General features: G+C 64.1%; 16 protein-coding genes. 10 read left to right on the top strand and 6 right to left on the bottom strand.

What is annotated here, in order from left to right; genetic code table 11:
• Positions 1-105 precede the first annotated feature (105 nt).
• From dnaQ to FJ951_RS07030, 5 genes are all read right to left on the bottom strand, one after another.
• A complete protein-coding gene (dnaQ, locus tag FJ951_RS07050; protein ID WP_140514104.1) occupies positions 106-810 on the bottom strand; it encodes a DNA polymerase III subunit epsilon in 705 nt (234 codons plus the stop codon).
• Positions 811-918: 108 nt separating this feature from the next.
• Positions 919-1,500, bottom strand: coding sequence for a dephospho-CoA kinase (coaE, locus tag FJ951_RS07045; protein ID WP_140514103.1), 582 nt, complete (start codon positions 1,498-1,500; stop codon positions 919-921).
• Positions 1,497-2,339, bottom strand: a complete 843-nt coding sequence (locus tag FJ951_RS07040; protein ID WP_140514102.1) for a shikimate dehydrogenase — start codon at positions 2,337-2,339, stop codon at positions 1,497-1,499. Before FJ951_RS07040 ends, coaE begins: the two co-directional genes overlap by 4 nt.
• The gene (locus FJ951_RS07035) at positions 2,332-2,931 is read right to left on the bottom strand and encodes a Maf-like protein (protein WP_140514101.1); all 600 of its coding nucleotides are present in this window, start codon (positions 2,929-2,931) and stop codon (positions 2,332-2,334) included. Before FJ951_RS07035 ends, FJ951_RS07040 begins: the two co-directional genes overlap by 8 nt.
• 57 nt (positions 2,932-2,988) lie before the next feature.
• Positions 2,989-3,810 carry a pyruvate, water dikinase regulatory protein gene (locus FJ951_RS07030; RefSeq protein ID WP_140491905.1) on the bottom strand — a complete coding sequence of 274 codons (822 nt, stop codon included), beginning with the start codon at positions 3,808-3,810 and terminating at the stop codon, positions 2,989-2,991.
• Between the two features lie 404 nt (positions 3,811-4,214).
• On the opposite strand from FJ951_RS07030, the gene hemE reads away from it, so the two are divergent.
• The 3 genes from hemE (at position 4,215) to rho (ending at position 7,222) form a co-directional block, all read left to right on the top strand.
• The gene (gene hemE, locus FJ951_RS07025; protein WP_140514100.1) at positions 4,215-5,246 is read left to right on the top strand and encodes a uroporphyrinogen decarboxylase; all 1,032 of its coding nucleotides are present in this window, start codon (positions 4,215-4,217) and stop codon (positions 5,244-5,246) included.
• The gene (gene hemJ, locus FJ951_RS07020) at positions 5,246-5,782 is read left to right on the top strand and encodes a protoporphyrinogen oxidase HemJ (protein WP_140491911.1); all 537 of its coding nucleotides are present in this window, start codon (positions 5,246-5,248) and stop codon (positions 5,780-5,782) included. Before hemE ends, hemJ begins: the two co-directional genes overlap by 1 nt.
• 174 nt (positions 5,783-5,956) lie before the next feature.
• On the top strand, positions 5,957-7,222 hold the full coding sequence (gene rho / locus FJ951_RS07015; protein WP_140491913.1) for a transcription termination factor Rho: 1,266 nt from the start codon (positions 5,957-5,959) through the stop codon (positions 7,220-7,222).
• 183 nt (positions 7,223-7,405) lie between these two features.
• On the opposite strand, the gene FJ951_RS07010 is transcribed toward rho, so the two are convergent.
• Positions 7,406-9,427 carry a thioredoxin domain-containing protein gene (locus FJ951_RS07010; protein ID WP_140514099.1) on the bottom strand — a complete coding sequence of 674 codons (2,022 nt, stop codon included), beginning with the start codon at positions 9,425-9,427 and terminating at the stop codon, positions 7,406-7,408.
• A 64-nt stretch (positions 9,428-9,491) separates the two neighbouring features.
• On the opposite strand from FJ951_RS07010, the gene mnmE reads away from it, so the two are divergent.
• The 7 genes from mnmE to FJ951_RS06975 all read left to right on the top strand — a co-directional run bounded on the left by mnmE (position 9,492) and on the right by FJ951_RS06975 (position 17,429).
• Positions 9,492-10,823 carry a tRNA uridine-5-carboxymethylaminomethyl(34) synthesis GTPase MnmE gene (gene mnmE, locus FJ951_RS07005; protein ID WP_140514098.1) on the top strand — a complete coding sequence of 444 codons (1,332 nt, stop codon included), beginning with the start codon at positions 9,492-9,494 and terminating at the stop codon, positions 10,821-10,823.
• A gap of 535 nt (positions 10,824-11,358) precedes the next feature.
• Positions 11,359-13,233: a tRNA uridine-5-carboxymethylaminomethyl(34) synthesis enzyme MnmG gene (gene mnmG, locus FJ951_RS07000; protein WP_140514097.1), complete on the top strand. Its 1,875-nt coding sequence runs from the start codon at positions 11,359-11,361 to the stop codon at positions 13,231-13,233.
• Entirely contained in the window at positions 13,230-13,862 is a 633-nt protein-coding gene (gene rsmG, locus FJ951_RS06995) for a 16S rRNA (guanine(527)-N(7))-methyltransferase RsmG (RefSeq protein WP_140514096.1), read from the top strand. The genes mnmG and rsmG overlap by 4 nt, the downstream gene beginning before the upstream one ends.
• Before the next feature lie 57 nt (positions 13,863-13,919).
• Positions 13,920-14,720 (top strand): ParA family protein, encoded by an 801-nt coding sequence (locus FJ951_RS06990; protein WP_140491929.1) that lies wholly within the window; start codon positions 13,920-13,922, stop codon positions 14,718-14,720.
• 57 nt (positions 14,721-14,777) lie between these two features.
• On the top strand, positions 14,778-15,665 hold the full coding sequence (locus FJ951_RS06985; protein ID WP_140514095.1) for a ParB/RepB/Spo0J family partition protein: 888 nt from the start codon (positions 14,778-14,780) through the stop codon (positions 15,663-15,665).
• A 314-nt stretch (positions 15,666-15,979) separates the two neighbouring features.
• Entirely contained in the window at positions 15,980-16,606 is a 627-nt protein-coding gene (locus FJ951_RS06980) for a DUF1326 domain-containing protein (protein ID WP_140491936.1), read from the top strand.
• A 34-nt stretch (positions 16,607-16,640) separates the two neighbouring features.
• Positions 16,641-17,429: a DUF2182 domain-containing protein gene (locus FJ951_RS06975; RefSeq protein WP_140514094.1), complete on the top strand. Its 789-nt coding sequence runs from the start codon at positions 16,641-16,643 to the stop codon at positions 17,427-17,429.
• The last annotated feature ends 21 nt before the right edge of the window (positions 17,430-17,450 follow it).

The raw sequence follows: 17,450 nt of genomic DNA, 5'->3' as shown, positions 1-17,450 counted from the left end.
CCGGCTCGTACGGATATTGCAGAAAGACCCGGCCTCGCGCCGGGTTTTTCGTTTTCGAGGCCGGTTTGGCCGCGAAGCCCCCCGACTTCGAGGAGAACGGCGCGCTTAGGCGCCCATCACCTTCAGCCACAGCGCCTTCTCACCCAGCGTGGCGACCATGCCGGCATGCGCCGCGCGCTCGGCTTCGCTCAGGCGCGGGGGGAGGGCGATCGGCCGCGCACCGACCGAGATGTCGATGTCTGCCACTTCGCCCGCGCCGTTCATCTGCACTGAAACTGTGTCCAGGATCAGAGCCGTCTGCTTGCCGCCGATCAGCTCGATATAGACTTCGGCCAGCAGCTCCGAATCCAGCAAGGCGCCGTGCTTGGTGCGCCGCGCATTGTCGATGCCATAGCGCCGGCAGAGCGCGTCGAGCGAATTGGGACCCATCGGATGCCTGCGCCGCGCCAGCGCCAGCGTGTCGACGACGCGCCCGATGTCGACGGCCGGATGGCCGAGCCGGCCGAACTCGACATTGAGGAATCCGATGTCGAAGGTGGCGTTGTGGGCGACCAGCTTGGCGCCGTCGGTGAAGGCGATCCACTCCTCGACGATCTCGGCGAAGGACGGCTTGCCCTGCAGGTCCGCCATGCTGATGCCGTGCACGGCCTGCGCCTCGGCGTGGATCGAGCGGCCCTGCGGGTTGATGTAGTGGTGGAAGGTCTTGCCGGTCGGAAAGCGGTTGACCAGCTCGACGCCGCCAAGCTCGATGATGCGGTCGTCGCGCATGTCGAGGCCGGTGGTTTCCGTATCGAAAATGATCTCACGCATCGAATCAGTCGCTCCTGGCAAGCAGAATCGTGAGAGCGGAACAAAATGGCAATGGGCAATGACTTTTTTCCTTCTCCCCCTGTGGGAGAAGGAAAAAGAGGCGCCGATCTAACCTCTCAAATCCGCGATGATAGCTTCGACCTCAGCCCGCGCGGCATCCAGGCCCTGGCTGGTATCGATGACGAAGTCGGCCTGGCGGCGCTTTTGCGCATCCGGCACCTGGCTGGCCAGGATGGAGGCGAGTTTCTCTTCGCTCATGCCGGGCCGCGCCAGCACGCGCTGGCGCTGGACTTCGGCCGGCGCGGTGACGACGACGACCTTGTCGACGCGGTCGCGGCCGCCGGTTTCGAACAGGAGCGGAATGTCGAGGACGGCAAGCGGCGCGCCGGCGGCGCGGTTGCGCGCCAGGAACGCGTCGGCGTCGGCGCGCACCAGCGGATGGATGATCGCTTCCAGCCTTTTCAGCGCGGCCGCATCGCCAAGCACCCGAGCGCCGAGCTTTGCCCGGTCGACGCCTCCGGCGCCGGTGGTTCCTGGAAACGCGGCCTCGACCAGGGGGGCTGCCTTGCCGGCATAGAGGCGATGCACCGTCTCGTCGGAATCGTGGACCGGGACGCCGGCCTCGGCAAACATTTTCGCGGTGGTCGACTTGCCCATGCCGATCGAACCGGTGAGGCCGAGCACCATCATGGTTTTGGCGCCAGATCGGCTTCGACGAGCGCGCGCAATTCGGGTGTGACACGGGGCCGGACGCCGAACCAGCGTTCGAAACCCGGCGCCGCCTGGTTGAGCAGCATGCCGAGACCGTCCACCGTCTTCAGCTTGCGCGCGCTTGCCGCGGCAAGCAGCGGCGTCTCGAGCGGCACATAGACGATGTCGGTGACGATGGCGTGGTCCGGCAAAAGGGCCGGGTCGGCGGCGAGACCCTCATTGCCTTGCATGCCGAGCGCCGTGGTGTTGATGAGCAGGCCGGCATCGGCAAGCAGTTCACCGGTCACCGCCATGCCGTGCGCGGAGACACCGGCGCCGAACCGGTCGCGCAACTCCGCCGCCCGGGCAAGCGTGCGATTGACGATGCGGATATCGTGGATGCCCCGCTGCTTCAGCGCGTGGATGACGGCGCGCGAGGCGCCGCCGGCGCCGAGCACCACCGCCGGGCCATTGGATGCCCAGCCCGGCGCGTGATCGTCGAGATTGGCGGCGAAGCCATGGCTGTCGGTGTTGCCGCCCCACAATTGGCCGTCCTCCAGCCACAGCGTGTTGACCGCGCCGATCTGCTGGGCCGCCTCGTCAAGGTGCTCGACCAGGGCGAAGGCGGCCTCCTTGTGCGGGATGGTGACATTGCCCCCGAAATAGCCGTTCGCCTGCAATGTGCTCAGGAATTCGGCGAAATCCTGCGGCGCGACATCGATCGCCTGGTAGCTGCCGTCGATGCCGTATCTGGCCAGCCAGTGGCCGTGGATCTTCGGCGAGCGCGAATGCTTGATCGGGTGACCGGTGACGAAGGCCTTTTTGGTCGCCTCAGCCATCGATCGCTCCCAGCGTGCGCAGTTCGGCCAGCAGCGGCAGCAGCGGCAGGCCGACAACGGTAAAGTGGTCGCCCTCGATCTTCTCGAAGAGCTGGATGCCTTCGCCTTCGACCTGGTAGGCGCCGACGCTCGACAGCGCCCTTGAGCCGACGCGCGCCAGATGGCGGCCGATGAAGGCCGGGTCAAGCTTGCGCATGGTGAGGCTGGCGATGCCGACATGGCGCCACAGCACCTCGCCGTCGCGGACCAGGACCGCGGCGCTGTTGAGCTGATGGGTCCTTCCCGACAGCGCCAGCAGATGGCGGCGCGCACCTTCCATGTCGGCCGGCTTGTGGAACACCTCGTCGCCCAGCGACAGCGTCTGGTCGCAACCGAGCACCAACGCGCCGGGCCTGCGCTCGCTTACTTCGGTGGCCTTGGCCTCGGCCAGCACCAGCGCGACATCCTCGGGCGAGGCGCCGCTGCCTTGCAGGGGTGCCTCGAGCGCGCGCTCGTCGACCTCAGGCGCAACCGCCTCGACGTCGATGCCGGCATCGAGCAGCATCGCCTTGCGGAACGGACTGCCGGAGGCGAGGATGATTTTTTCGGTCATGCTGGTTCACCCAGGATTGGCGTTCCGTCGCGCACCCCTCACTTATCTCACCTGCACCTACCGCGTCTTCCCCCGCAGGGCAACGATTGCCGCCGCCGTTTCCTCGATCGAGCGACGGCTGACGTCGATCATCGGCCAGCCATGGCGGGTGCAGATCTGGCGGGCATAGGCGAGCTCCTCGTTGATGGCGGCGCGGTCGACATAGTCGCCTGGCACATAGGCGCTGCTGTTGCCGAGGATGCGGTTCTGGCGGACATGCGAGATGCGTTCGGCGGTGGCGACAAGGCCGACGATCAGCGGCGTCCTGGCGTTGACCAGGCTTTCGGGCACCGGCACGCCGAGCACGATCGGAATGTTGGCGGTCTTGATGCCCCTGTTGGCGAGATAGATGCTGGTCGGCGTCTTGGACGTGCGCGAAATGCCGACCAGCACGATGTCGGCATCGTCCATATTGGCCGGCAACTGGCCGTCATCATGTTCCATGGTGAAGTTGAGTGCGTCGATGCGGCGGAAATATTCGGCATCGAGGACGTGCTGGGCGCCGACGCGGCGGCCGGCCGGCGTGCCCAGATAGGACTGGAAGACGGTGAGCACCGGCTCCAACACGGAGACGCAGGGCAGGCCCATGGCGGCGCAGCGCTCGTCGATGCCGCGCGCCAGCTTCTGGTCGACGACGGTGTAGAGGATGATGCCCGGCTCCTCCTCGATGTCCTCGAACACTTTGGCCACCTGTTTTTCGGTCCGGATGAGCGGGTAGATGTGCTCGATGGCGCGCGCATCCTTGTATTGCGCCGAAGCCGCGCGGCCGGCCGCGAGCAGCGTTTCGCCGGTGGCGTCGGAGATCAGGTGCAGGTGGAAGAAGCTCTGGGGTTTGTTCACAGGGTTTTACCTAGGACTGTGGGCGGATGTGGATAAAGCAGGGTTCGGAAAACCCGCCGGCCGGAGCGACTGTATCAGATGCCGGTTTGTCCACAATTCGATGCGCTGTAGGCTTCGTCGGGCGGCTGGGGACAAGTCCGTGGACGAAGATTTCTGCCTTTTGTCCGTCCACAGGACGTACCTGCAGGATCGCTGCTCTAGCGTGTTGAGTCCAATGGAAGATTCCGGATCGTCCCCAGAACCATGCAAGCGGCGATTGGAAATGCGCGACAATATGCTTGCTGGTGTTTTGACGGCCAAAGCGGGACAGGTGACAACCACCACAACCAACAGACTCTTAGAATCAGAAGATTCTTTAAAATAAGATATTTGATTAAAGGGAAGCCGGGAGAGGCGAGCGCTCTATGCCTGCAAGACGGATCATGCTGGACGTGCTGAAGGGTGGGACGGTGTTTCCGCCGCCGCTCTGGATGATGCGCCAGGCCGGGCGCTATCTACCGGAATACCGCGAGACGCGCCGACGCGCAGGTTCATTCCTCGACCTCTGCTATGATCCCGACCTTGCCTTCGAGGTGACCATGCAGCCGATCGAGCGCTTCGGCTTCGACGCCTCGATCCTGTTCTCCGACATCCTTGTCGTTCCGCATGCGCTTGGCCGCGACGTACGCTTCGAAGAGGGGCGAGGGCCGCTGCTGACGCCGATCACGGCGGCTGAAATCGCGGCCCTGGACAGCACGGTGTTTCACGTGAATCTCGAACCGGTCTACGAGACGGTTCGCCGGTTGCGGGCGAAACTGCCCGATGAAACCGCCCTGATCGGCTTCTGCGGCGCGCCGTGGACGGTGGCGACCTACATGATCGCCGGGCACGGCACGCCGGACCAGGCGCCGGCGCGGCTGTTCGCCTATCGGGAGCCGGCGGCGTTTCGTCGGCTGCTCAAGGTGCTGACCGATCATTCGGCCGCCTATCTCATCAGGCAGATCGAGGCCGGCGCCGATGTGGTGCAGATATTCGATTCCTGGTCCGGCGTGCTCGACGATGCTTGTTTCGAGCTGTTCTGCGTCGAGCCGGTGGCCGAGATCGTGAGGCAGGTTCGAGCGGTCCATCCCGATGTGCCGATCATCGGTTTTCCCAAGGGCGCCGGCGCGCGCTACCGGAGCTATCGCGAGAAGACCGGCGTCACGGGGCTGGGGATCGACTGGACGGTGCCGCTGGAGACAGCGAAGGCGTTGCAGCGGGAAGGGGCCGTCCAGGGCAATCTCGATCCGCTGCGGCTGGTCGCCGGCGGCAAGGCGCTGGCCGACGGCGTCAGCGCGATCCTGGAGAGCCTGGGAAGCGGACCGTTGATCTTCAATCTTGGCCACGGCATTACCCCGGAAACGCCGATTGCGCATGTCGAGGCGATGGTGAAACTGGTGAGGAGCGCGACACGCTGATGGCCGGGATGAGCAACACCAACAGCACGGGCCAGGCGATGATGCGGATGGTGATCGGCATCGCGGCCCTGGTCGTGCTCACCGCGCTGCTGTTTCTGGCGGCCCCAGACGGCTTCTATCTCTGGGCCAAGGCGATCCACGTTCTTGCCGTCATTTCGTGGATGGCGGGCATGCTCTATCTGCCGCGGCTGCTGGTCTATCACGCCGACGCCGAGAAGGGTTCGGTGCAGTCGGAGACTTTCAAGGTGATGGAGCGCCGGCTTCTGCGCGGCATCATCAACCCGGCGATGATCGTCACCTGGGTGTTCGGCCTGTGGCTGGCCTGGAAAGGTTTTGGTTTCCAGGGTGGCTGGTTGCACGGCAAGATCGCGCTGGTGCTGGTTCTGTCAGGCATCCACGGCTATCTGGCCGGCGCTGTGCGAAAATTCGCCGAGGACCGCAATGAAAAGCCCGCGAGGCACTGGCGGATCGTCAACGAGATCCCCACATTGCTGATGATCGCTATTGTGATCCTGGTCGTCGTCAAGCCGTTCTGAACCTTCGGACCTCTCTCACGACCTGCTAAAAGGCGGCTTGCTCTTTCAGCCGGCCGACGATAAAAGACGGGTCTTCCTTCCCGTCATGCGCCGCCCTTCATTGCTTTTGGCCGCGCCCGGCATTTATCGCATCCCGCCGATTTCCTCCCAAAAGCCTACCCAGAGTCTATCCTAATGCAAGAAATGAAACTCACCGAGTTCAAGAACAAGAAACCGCCAGAGCTGATCGCCTATGCCGAATCGCTCGAGGTGGAGAACGCCAGCGTCATGCGCAAGCAGGAGCTGATGTTCGCAATCCTCAAGAAGCTGGCCGCCCAGGACATCGAAATCATCGGCGACGGCGTGGTCGAAGTGCTCCAGGACGGTTTCGGTTTCCTGCGCTCGGCCAACGCCAATTATCTGCCGGGTCCCGACGACATCTATATTTCGCCCTCGCAGATCCGACGCTTTTCACTCAAGACCGGCGATACGGTCGAGGGGCCGATCCGCAGTCCGAAAGAGGGCGAGCGCTATTTCGCGCTGCTCAAGGTCAACACGATCAATTTCGACGATCCCGAAAAGATCCGCCACAAGATCCACTTCGACAATCTGACGCCGCTCTATCCGACCAAGCGGCTGAAGATGGAGATCGACAACCCGACCTCCAAAGATATCTCGCCGCGCGTGATCGACCTGGTGGCGCCGATCGGTAAGGGCCAACGCGCGTTGATCAACGCGCAGCCGCGTACCGGCAAGACGGTTCTCATGCAGAACATCGCCCACTCGATCACCGCCAACCATCCGGAATGCTACCTGATCGTGCTTCTGATCGACGAGCGGCCGGAGGAAGTGACAGACATGCAGCGCTCGGTGAAGGGCGAGGTGATCTCCTCGACCTTCGACGAGCCGGCGGTGCGCCACGTGCAGGTCGCCGAGATGGTCATCGAGAAAGCCAAGCGGCTGGTCGAGCATGGCCGCGACGTCGTCATCCTGCTCGATTCGATCACCCGCCTCGGGCGCGCCTACAACACCGTGGTGCCGTCCTCGGGCAAGGTGCTGACCGGCGGCGTCGACGCCAATGCGCTGCAGCGGCCGAAGCGCTTCTTCGGTGCTGCCCGCAACATCGAGGAAGGCGGTTCGCTGACCATCATTGCCACCGCGCTGATCGACACCGGCAGCCGCATGGATGAAGTCATCTTCGAAGAGTTCAAGGGCACCGGCAACTGCGAAATCCAGCTCGACCGCAAGGTCGCCGACAAGCGCATCTACCCGGCCATGGACATTCTGAAGTCGGGTACCCGCAAGGAAGACCTGCTCGTGCCGCGCGCTGACCTGCAGAAGATCTTCGTGCTGCGCCGCATCCTGGCGCCGATGGGAACCACCGACGCGATCGAGTTCCTCATCGACAAACTGAAGCAGACCAAGACCAATGCGGACTTCTTCGATTCAATGAATACGTAGTTCGCAGAGCGAGCTCCACTTCTTCGTCATCCTCGGGCTTGACCCGAGGATCCATGCCATGGCCTCTCCCAAAGAGCGCGGCGGACTGGATCTCCACCTGTTGCAGCGCTCGAAAGTCACGGCATGGATCCTAGGGTCTCCGCGACGGAGCTTCGCTCCTGCTTCGCCCTAGGATGACGAACTCTATGGTCTTCGTCGCAACAACCCTTCCAATTCATCCGGATCGCTCACCGCCGGCAAGCACACCTGCCCCGTGCACAGCCACGCGCCCGGCCTGTCGGCGGGAGGCAGGATCCCGCTTGGCAACAGCGGTCGATTCGCCTGCGTACCGACTGACACGACGATATCCACCCGACGCGGATCGGGATTGCGATTCGCTACCGGAACGAGCGTTGGATTTGTCAAATCGTCCACAAGCACCAGCTTTAGCGGCTCTATGGCGAGCGCCGAGGCGTTGACGATGCCGGCCTGGCCATAGGCCTGGTGCGCCGCGCGGCCGGCGGCATGTTCGGCGACTTTCGTCGCTTTCTCCTGCAGGTCGAGATCGCCGGTCAGCGCGGCGAGCCGGACCAGCGCCTCGATGACCTGACCGGTGGCCGACGCAATAGCCGCGTCGACATCGCCCCTGATGCGGATCGGCACGTCGGTGCTGTCGGATGCCGTGAGATAATAGCCGGTGCCGTCGGCATCGGCGTGCCAGCGGTCGAGCTGCTCGACGGATTGCCGGGCCCGATCGGCGTAGCTCCAGTCGCCGGTGGCTTCGAACAGGGCGATCGCCGCATTGGTCATCGACGCATAGTCGCTCGACAGGGCCGGGAACAGTTTCTTGGCGCCGAGCATGGAGTGCGGCAGCCGTCCGCCCTCGGCGGCGGAGGCGATCTGGTCGAATGCGGTTTTGGCGGCGTCGATCCAGTCTTGCCGCGCCAGCGAGCGGCCGGCCTCGGCGAGTGCCGAGATCATCTGGCCGTTCCAGTCGGCGAGGACCTTGCCGTCGCGGCCTGGTCTGACGCGCCGTTCCCGGACTGCAAGCAGCCTTGCCTTGAGAGCGGCCAGAAGTGGCTGCTCGGCAATGCCTTGCACCTGCTGGGCCGGCGTCTGGTGGACAACGGGCTTGCCTTCCCAACCGGGTGGGCTGGAGAGTGTGAAGTGATTGAAAAACAATGGTGAATCGTCGCCGAGCGCGGCCTCGATCTCTTCCCGGCTCCAGGTGTAGAAAAGACCCTCCTCGCCCTCGCTGTCGGCATCGAGACTGGCGGCGAAGGCGCCGCCATCGACGCGCATCTCACGCAGCAGCCAGCCGACGGTTTCCTCGATTCGGACCCGGAACAAATCCTTTCCGCCCGCGGCATGGGCCCAGTTGCAAAAACGGATGAGCTGCGCGTTGTCGTAGAGCATCTTTTCGAAATGCGGCACCAGCCATTGCGCGTCCGTGGAATAGCGGCTGAGACCGCCGCCGACGTGATCGTAGATGCCGCCGGCCAGCATCCGTTCGAGGCTCAACAGGACATCGTCACGGTGACTGGCATTGCCGTCGCGCAACCAGGACAGCCACAGTGTCTGCATGAATGGCGCATTGGGGAATTTCGGCGCGCCGCGCAGGCCGCCGAGATCCTTGTCGATCATGCCGTCTATGCCTCTGGCGAGCGCGGCAAGCGTGTCGCGGTCGAGCGCGGTGCGGGCATGCGCGCCGGCGAGCCGGGTTTCGACATGCGAAGTCAGCCCGTCGGCGCTCTGGTTCAGGCTTGCTCTTTTCTCGCGCCAGGCCTTGTCGATCGCCTCCATCACCTGGATGAAGCCCGGGCGGCCATAGCGCGGCTCGCGCGGGAAATAGGTGCCGCCCCAGAAAGGCTTGCCGTCCGGGGTCAGGAACATGGTCAGCGGCCAGCCGCCCTGCTCGCCCATCGAGGACAGCGCCGCCATGTAGATCTGGTCGATGTCGGGACGCTCCTCGCGGTCGACCTTGATATTGACGAACAGACGGTTCATGACGGCGGCGACGTCGTCATTCTCGAAGCTTTCATGGGCCATGACGTGGCACCAGTGGCAGGCGGCATAGCCGATCGACAGCAGGATCGGCCGATCCAGCGCCCTCGCCTCGTCAAGCGACGCCGGCGACCAGGCCCGCCAATGCACCGGATTGCCGCTGTGCTGCTGCAAATAGGGGCTGGCTTCGTCGGCAAGCAGATTTTGCGCAGGCAGTGTCACGATGAGCGGTCCGGCGAAACAGGGGTTGGATAGTGAAGCTAGGGCGGTCCAACAAGGCGGGCAAATGATTTCGGCCGACACCATCGTCGCGCTTTCCAGCGGCCGCCTGCCCTCCGGCGTCGCCGTCATCCGCATTTCGGGGCCAAAGACTCGATTCGTTGTCGAAACGATCGCCAGCGGTATGGTTAAGGGTCGCGTGGCCAGCCTGCGCAAGCTGCGGGCGCCCGATGGCGGCGTGCTCGACAGTGGCTTGGTGATCTTTTTCCCCGGCCCCGGCAGCTTCACCGGCGAGGACGTGGCGGAATTCCAGGTGCATGGCGGCCGCGCCGTGGTGGCGAGGCTGTTGGAGACAATCGCCGGCTTCGAAGGTGTCAGGCACGCCGAAGCGGGCGAGTTCACGCGCCGGGCCTTCCTCAATGGCAAGGTCGATCTGGTAAGGACGGAAGCGCTGGCCGATCTGGTCAACGCCGAGACCGAGGCGCAGCGGCGCTTCGCGGTGCAGAATGCCGAGGGCGCGCAAGCCGAGCTTTATCTGAGCTGGCGGCGGCGGCTGATCCATGCGCGCGCCATGATCGAGGCCGAGATCGACTTTGCCGACGAAGACGACATTCCCGGTTCCGTTTCGGATACGGTCTGGTCTGATGTTTCGGCGATGATCGGGGAGATCGAGCGCCACATTGCCGGGTTCCGTGCCGGCGAAATCATCCGCGACGGGTTCGAGGTCGTTATCCTCGGCGCGCCGAACGCCGGCAAGTCGAGCCTGTTCAACGCTTTGGCGCGGCGCGATGCAGCTATTGTAACGGATGAACCGGGCACGACGCGGGACCTGCTCGAGATCGTGCTTGACCTCGAAGGCCTGCGGGTCAGGCTGACCGATACCGCAGGCCTGCGCGATGCCGCCGGCAAGGTGGAAGCGATCGGTATCGAGAAGGCGCGCGCCAAGGCGCATGGCGCCGACCTCTTGCTCATCCTCGAGGATATGGCCGACCCGCATCCTGTTGCTCTACCACGCGAGGGAATCGCGACATTGCGCGTGGGCACCAAGCTCGATCTGGTGCAGGAAAGAGCCCCCGCCGGGCTTACAGGTGGTTATGATCGCGTCATTTCGACCAAGAACGGGACGGGCGTGACGGAACTGCTGGCCGAAATCGCCAGGCTCGCGGCCGCGCAGGTCGGCGAAGCGGGCGACATCCTGCCCTCACGGCTTCGCCATGTCGAGTTGCTAGGCGAAGCCAATCGCTTCCTGCTGCGCGCGACCGAGAGCCCGGACGCCGGCCAGGAACTGCGCGCCGAGGATCTGCGGCTGGCCGCCGACCGGCTCGGCCGGATCGTCGGCGCGGTCGATGTCGAGGACATGCTGGATGTGATTTTCTCGCAGTTCTGCATCGGGAAATGATTCACGTGGAACATTGTCGGGGCGCCGACGCCGTCGAGCCTCCCTTCTCCCCGTCACTGGGAGAAGGTGCCGGCAGGCGGATGAGGGGCAGCGCTGACCTCGGCTTTTATCACGACGGGCCCGGCCGATGACTTACGTGAAACAGAGGGGCTCTCCAACCCGACGTTGTTTCACGTGAAACGGCTGCGCCGGAATCAATCGCCAGCGTCGGCGCTACCCCGCACTTGCCTGCCGGCATTCTCTTATCCGGCATTCTCTTATAAAGACGGGGAGAGGGCGCTGTTATTTCCGGTTTCGGCAATTATCAGCCTTGTAAATGAAGGTGCCGGCTTTGCGGTCAGCGCTGTCTCCCTGTGGCAGGGAGGAGTGCCGACACGGCGCCGGGGGCGGCGCCGGCGGTCGATACACGTGACTCACGTGAAACACTACAATAAGGCTCGCCGTCCTGTTTCACGTGAAACTCCCGCGAAGTTTCTTGACACCGTCCCGCTGCGGGGACATCTCTCCACCAAACTTCGGATCCAGGACGTTTGAAATGACCGATCACTATGATGTGGTTGTGGTGGGTGGCGGCCATGCGGGCAGCGAGGCGGCCAGCGCGGCTGCGCGTGCGGGCGCCAGGACAGCGCTGGTGACGCTGCGTTTCGACACGATCGGCGTGATGTCCTGCAATCCGGCCATTGGCGGGCTCGGCAAGGGCCATCTGGTGCGCGAGATCGATGCCATGGACGGGCTGATGGGCCGGGTGGCGGACGCGGCCGGCATCCAGTTTCGCCTGCTCAACCGGCGCAAGGGGCCGGCCGTGCGCGGCCCGCGCACCCAGGCCGACCGGAAACTTTACCGGCTCGCCATGCAGGAAGCGATCCGGCAGCAGAACGGTCTCGATGTGATCGAGGGCGAGGTGCTCGACTTCGACATCGACGATTCGGGATGCCTGCGCGCCGTTCTCCTGGCCGATGGCCGGCGCCTTGCCAGCGGCGCGGTGGTCCTGACCACCGGAACCTTCCTACGCGGGCTGATCCATATCGGCGCGAAGAAGATTGTCGCCGGCCGCATGAACGAACAAGCGAGCCTAGGGCTGTCGGCGACGATGAGCCGCGCAGGCTTCAAGCTCGGCCGGCTGAAGACCGGCACGCCGCCGCGCCTCGACGGGCGCACCATCGACTGGGCGTCGCTGGAAAGCCAGGCGGCGGATGACGAACCGGTGCCGTTCTCGCTGCTGACCGACCGCATCGAGACGCCGCAGATCGAATGCGGCATCACGCGCACGACCGCGGCCACGCATGAACTGATCCGCGCCAATCTCGGGCGCTCGGCCATGTATTCGGGTTCGATCGAAGGCGTCGGGCCGCGCTACTGTCCGTCGATCGAAGACAAGATCGTCAAGTTCGGCGACCGCGAAGGCCACCAGATTTTTCTCGAGCCGGAAGGCCTGGACGACGACACGGTCTATCCCAACGGCATCTCGACCTCGCTGCCGGAGGAGGTTCAGCTCGAAATCTTGAAGACCATCCCGGGGCTGGACCGAGCGGTGATGCTGCAGCCCGGTTATGCCATCGAATATGACCATGTCGACCCGCGCGAGCTCCATCCGACGCTGGAGACAAAGCGCGTCGGCGGCCTGTTCCTCGCCGGGCAGATCAACGGCACGACCGGCTATGAGGAGGCCGCCGCGCAAGGCCTGCTCGCGGGCCTCAATGCCGCAAGGCGGGCGTCGGGCAGCGAGCAGGTCGTGCTCAGCCGCACCGAAGCCTATATCGGCGTCATGGTCGACGATCTGACCAGCCGCGGCATCAGCGAGCCTTACCGCATGTTCACCTCGCGCGCCGAATTCCGGCTTTCGCTGCGCGCCGACAATGCCGACGAGCGGCTAACGCCGCTGGCTGCAAGGCTGGGTATAGCGTCAGCCCGGCGGATGCAGCGGTTCGGCGAGGTGGAGCAGCGCCTCGCCGAAGCGCGCCGGCTGGCGCTCGGCGTAAAGCTGACACCCAACGAGGCGGCGCGCCACGGGCTGGAGGTCAATCGCGACGGCGTGCGCAGATCCGCCTATGAACTGCTCGCCTATCCCGGCGTCGACGTGGTTTGGCTGGCCCGAATCGATAGGAATTTCGGGACGATTGACGCCAGGACGGCGGAGCGCCTCGAAACGGAAGCGAAATATTCGGTTTATCTCGATCGCCAGAAGAGCGACGTCGCCCAAATCCGGCACGAGGAAAGCCGGCTCATCCCCGAGTCGCTCGACTTCGCCGAGGTGCCGGGACTATCGAACGAGCTGAAGCAGAAGATGCATGCGCGGCGACCGCGTTCGGTTGCCGACGCGCAGCGCATGGAAGGCATGACGCCGGCGGCGCTGGCCATCATCGTCGCTCATATCAGGCATTCCGAGAGCGCGCAAAGGGACGTCGCGTGAGCGCTGGCTCCTGGGAGAGCCTGCGCAACGCCGCCGGTCCGGTTTCACGTGAAACATTCGATCGCCTCGTGGTGTTCGAAGGGATGTTCCAGAAATGGAACCGCAGCATCAATCTCGTCGCGCAGTCGACGGCCGGCGATGTCTGGCAACGCCACATACTGGACAGCGCGCAGCTCTGGCGAATCGAGGACAAAGCGCGGCGATGGGTCGATATCGGCTCGGGCGGCGGATTTCCGGGACTGGTCCTGGCGTTCCTGCTTGCCGAGCGTGACGGCGCCAGCATCGACCTGGTCGAAAGCAATCGCAAGAAAGCGGGATTCCTGCAAGCCGTCGTCGGCCAGTTCGGCCTGCCGGCGCGTGTCGTGGCGCGCCGCATCGATGACAGCCATGCGCTTGTCGCGGCACCGGAAATCGTCACGGCGCGGGCGCTGGCGCCGCTTTGGACCTTGCTTGAGCTGGCGGGACCGTGGCTGACATCAGGCGCGCGTGGGCTGTTCCACAAAGGCCGGGATTACCGCGCCGAAGTGCAAGAAAGCGTTAACCGCTGGAGCTTCGATCTGGTAGAACATCCAAGCATGACCGACCCTGGCGGCGTCATCCTTGAACTGTCCAATGTGCGACCTGTCTGAACAAAGACCTGTCCGAATCCGTGTTGGCGACCCAAAATGAATTCCTGGCATAGACCCATGATGAAGAACGGCCCTCGAATCATCACCGTAGCCAACCAGAAGGGCGGTGTCGGCAAGACCACCACTGCCATCAACCTGGCCACCGCGCTGGCGGCGATCGGCGAGAAGGTGCTGATCGTCGACCTCGATCCGCAAGGCAATGCCAGTACCGGCCTCGGCATCGACCGCAAGGACCGCACGGTGTCGTCCTATGACGTGCTGACCGGCGAGCTGGAGCTGGAGGAGGCGGCGATCCCGACGGCGGTGCCCGGCCTGTCGATCGTGCCGTCGACCCTCGACCTGCTCGGCATCGAGATGGAGATCGCCTCGGCGCCGGACCGGGTGCTGCGGCTGCGCAACGCCCTGCGCGCCGCATCGGCGCGTTCGGCCGGGTTTGGCTATGTGCTGATCGACTGTCCGCCGTCGCTCAATCTCTTGACCTTGAATTCGATGGCGGCGGCCGATTCCGTTCTGGTGCCGCTGCAATGCGAGTTCTTCGCGCTGGAAGGTCTCAGCCAGCTGCTCGAAACCGTCGAGCAGGTGCGCCGCTCGATCAACCCGGATCTCACCATCCAGGGCATCGTGCTGACCATGTATGACGGCCGCAACAACCTCGCCAACCAGGTGGTGCAGGACGTGCGCGAGCATATGGGCGACAAGGTCTACGAGACCATCATCCCGCGCAATGTGCGGGTCTCTGAAGCGCCGTCCTACGGCAAACCGGCGATCCTCTACGACCTCAAATGCTCCGGCAGCCAGGCTTATCTGCAGCTTGCGTCGGAAGTGATCCGCCGCGAGCGTAAATTGCGCGCCGCTTAACAAGCGGCCGCGCATGGAGCAAAAGCCGATTCGATACCGAAACAATCTGGAACCGAAATGAGCGAAGACCTTTCGAGAAAGAGACTGGGCCGCGGGCTGGCAGCGCTGATCGGCGAGATCGACCGTCCGAGCGCGCCGGAGAAGCCTGGGATGAGTGCCGACGGCAAGGTGCCGATCGAGTTCCTGACGCCCAATCCGAAAAACCCGCGCCGGCATTTCGGCGACGCCGAGTTGACCGACCTGGCGCAATCGATCCGCGAGCATGGCGTGGTGCAGCCGGTGGTGGCGCGGCCTTCGCCGTCGCAGGCCGGGCGCTACGAGATCATCGCCGGCGAGCGGCGCTGGCGTGCCGCGCAACGCGCCGGATTGACCGAGATCCCGGTCATCGTGCGCGAGGTCAACGACCGCACGGCGCTGGAACTGGCAATCATCGAGAACGTCCAGCGCGCCGACCTCAACCCGGTCGAGGAAGCGCTCGGCTATCAGCAGCTCATCGACGATCACGGCTACACCCAGGCCGATCTCGGCCAGGTCATCGGCAAAAGCCGCAGCCATGTCGCCAACACGCTGCGGCTGCTGAAGCTGCCCGACGTGATCCGCGACATGCTGGTCGACGGGGCCTTGTCGGCGGGCCATGCCCGCACGCTGGTGACGGCGGAGGACCCGGCGGGGCTTGCCAAGCGCATCGTCGAGGAAGGGCTCTCGGTGCGCCAGGCCGAAGCGCTGGCGCAGATGCCGGCCGGTTCGACCCCGGCGAAGCCGAAGCAGGCGAAAAGCGCGCCGGAAAAAGACGCCGACACGCTGGCGCTGGAAAAGCTGATGACCGGCACGCTCGGCATGATCGTGACCATCGACCACACGAACAAAGGCGGCGAGATTCGCGTGGCGTACCGGACGCTGGAGCAGCTTGACGAGCTGTGTCGGAGATTGAAACAAGAGCGGTAGTTAGCCGGCGAACTTCAACAAAGCGGAAGCTACAACGCAGGGAAAACGAGGGCTGGCTGTCCGCCAGCCCTTTCGTTTGAAGCGCTGGCGATTGGCGAAAAAGCAGCGCCATCGGTATCTGTCGCCAGCCGCGCTCGCGGCTTGACAGTGCCCGGCAACGGCGTAACCTCTATTAGACAAGACTTAAATTCATTGCCCTAGCGTGCCGGTCAGTCGCGGCGAGGGCTATCTGCCATTCCTGCAACAGGCGTGAAATGGCACCGCCTCGCCAAAGCAATATGCCGACGCGCGCCTGACGCAAATGGGAGGTGCAAATGGCAGTCCGTTGGCAATTGTCCGGAAGTTACTTCGAAAACTGTAGCTGCGATGTCGTGTGTCCTTGCCTGCTGTCCACCAACGCGCAGCTGACATCAAGGCCGACGAAAGGTTTTTGCGACGTCGGTCTGGTCTTTCATATCGATACGGGCAGTTACGGCGACGTTCGGTTGGATGGGCTCAGCGTCGCCATGGTTGCCCACACGCCGGGTCCGATGGCAGACGGCAACTGGACGGCCGCCGCCTATATCGACGAACGGGCCGATGACAGGCAGACAGAGGCGCTAGGCGCCATCTTCACTGGCGTCGCGGGCGGCCCCATGGCGGTGCTGGCACCCTTGATCGGCACGAATCTCGGCGCCAAGAAGGTGCCGATAAGCTACCGGATAGACGGCAAGAAGCGGTCGGCGGAGATTGCCGGCGTCATGCGAATGGCGGTCGAGCCGCTGCCGACGATGCGCGAGGACGGGCAGATGTGGGCGGCCACTGGCCATCCCGTCAATCCCGACTGGCTCGCCTTGGCGATGGGGGCGGAAGGCAGTACATTCAGCGACCATGGCATGAGCTGGGACAATTCCCGCCGGAACGGACATTACGCCCCGATCAACTGGTCCGGCCAGCAGTAGCCGTTGGCCGCAGAGTACGGGACGTACTTCGTCCATGGTGCAGACGTTGCAGCGATACATCATTCTCGCGCTGCTGATCGCTATCGCGGCGGCGGCATGGACCTTGCTCATCCGGCAGCAGACGGGCATGGACGCGGACATGCGCATGGAAATGTACTCGCTCACCATGGGCATGAAGGCGCCGCTGTTTCTTGCCGTCTGGATGATCATGATGATTGCCATGATGTTTCCGACGGCCGCCCCCATGATCCTGACATTTCACCGGGTCCAGGCCGGCAAACGGGGCCGGGGCGAGACCTTTGTCTCGAGCTGGGTGTTCGTGGCCGGGTACATGCTGGTCTGGGGCGTGATGGGCGTTATCGCCTTTGCCGGCGCGGCGGGTGCGGAGGTGCTCGCCGGGCATGTGGGATTGTCAACGGCGACGGCCGCGCGTTTCGGCGGCGCGCTGCTGATGCTTGGGGGCGCCTATCAACTTTCCCCGCTGAAGGATCTGTGTCTGGCCAAATGCCGCACGCCGATCGGCTTCATCCTGACCTCATGGCGCGATGGTTACTGGGGCGCGGTTCGCATGGGCCTGGAGCATGGACTTTTCTGCCTCGGCTGCTGCTGGCTTTTGTTTCTCGCCCTCTTTCCTCTCGGGATCATGAACGTTGCCGCAATGGCCGTGGTCACCTTGCTGATATTCGCGGAAAAGACCCTGCCGTCTGGAAATGGGATCGCGAAGCTGTCGGGGATCGCTCTGCTGCTCTATGGCGCGGCGGTGCTGGTCTTTCCACAGGCGCTGCCGACTTTTGAGCCGGTAGGCGCCATGACAATGAATTGATCAAAGGAGGGAATTGACCAA

The sequence above is a fragment of the Mesorhizobium sp. B2-2-3 genome, assembly GCF_006442405.1.
Taxonomy (GTDB): domain Bacteria; phylum Pseudomonadota; class Alphaproteobacteria; order Rhizobiales; family Rhizobiaceae; genus Mesorhizobium.
Note: the sequence above shows the minus strand (reverse complement) of the source record. Positions and strands in the feature narration are given on the sequence as shown.

What these genes read in the sequence shown, in the direction of transcription:
- hemE (WP_140514100.1), top strand. Translation starts at nt 4,215, where the DNA reads ATGCCTGCAAGACGGATCATGCTGGACGTGCTGAAGGGTGGGACGGTG.
- mnmE (WP_140514098.1), top strand. Translation starts at nt 9,492, where the DNA reads ATGATTTCGGCCGACACCATCGTCGCGCTTTCCAGCGGCCGCCTGCCC.
- FJ951_RS06990 (WP_140491929.1), top strand. Translation starts at nt 13,920, where the DNA reads ATGATGAAGAACGGCCCTCGAATCATCACCGTAGCCAACCAGAAGGGC.
- FJ951_RS06975 (WP_140514094.1), top strand. Translation starts at nt 16,641, where the DNA reads ATGGTGCAGACGTTGCAGCGATACATCATTCTCGCGCTGCTGATCGCT.
- rho (WP_140491913.1), top strand. Translation starts at nt 5,957, where the DNA reads ATGCAAGAAATGAAACTCACCGAGTTCAAGAACAAGAAACCGCCAGAG.
- dnaQ (WP_140514104.1), bottom strand. Translation starts at nt 810, where the DNA reads ATGCGTGAGATCATTTTCGATACGGAAACCACCGGCCTCGACATGCGC.
- FJ951_RS07040 (WP_140514102.1), bottom strand. Translation starts at nt 2,339, where the DNA reads ATGGCTGAGGCGACCAAAAAGGCCTTCGTCACCGGTCACCCGATCAAG.
- mnmG (WP_140514097.1), top strand. Translation starts at nt 11,359, where the DNA reads ATGACCGATCACTATGATGTGGTTGTGGTGGGTGGCGGCCATGCGGGC.
- FJ951_RS06980 (WP_140491936.1), top strand. Translation starts at nt 15,980, where the DNA reads ATGGCAGTCCGTTGGCAATTGTCCGGAAGTTACTTCGAAAACTGTAGC.
- hemJ (WP_140491911.1), top strand. Translation starts at nt 5,246, where the DNA reads ATGGCCGGGATGAGCAACACCAACAGCACGGGCCAGGCGATGATGCGG.
- coaE (WP_140514103.1), bottom strand. Translation starts at nt 1,500, where the DNA reads ATGATGGTGCTCGGCCTCACCGGTTCGATCGGCATGGGCAAGTCGACC.
- FJ951_RS07035 (WP_140514101.1), bottom strand. Translation starts at nt 2,931, where the DNA reads ATGACCGAAAAAATCATCCTCGCCTCCGGCAGTCCGTTCCGCAAGGCG.
- FJ951_RS06985 (WP_140514095.1), top strand. Translation starts at nt 14,778, where the DNA reads ATGAGCGAAGACCTTTCGAGAAAGAGACTGGGCCGCGGGCTGGCAGCG.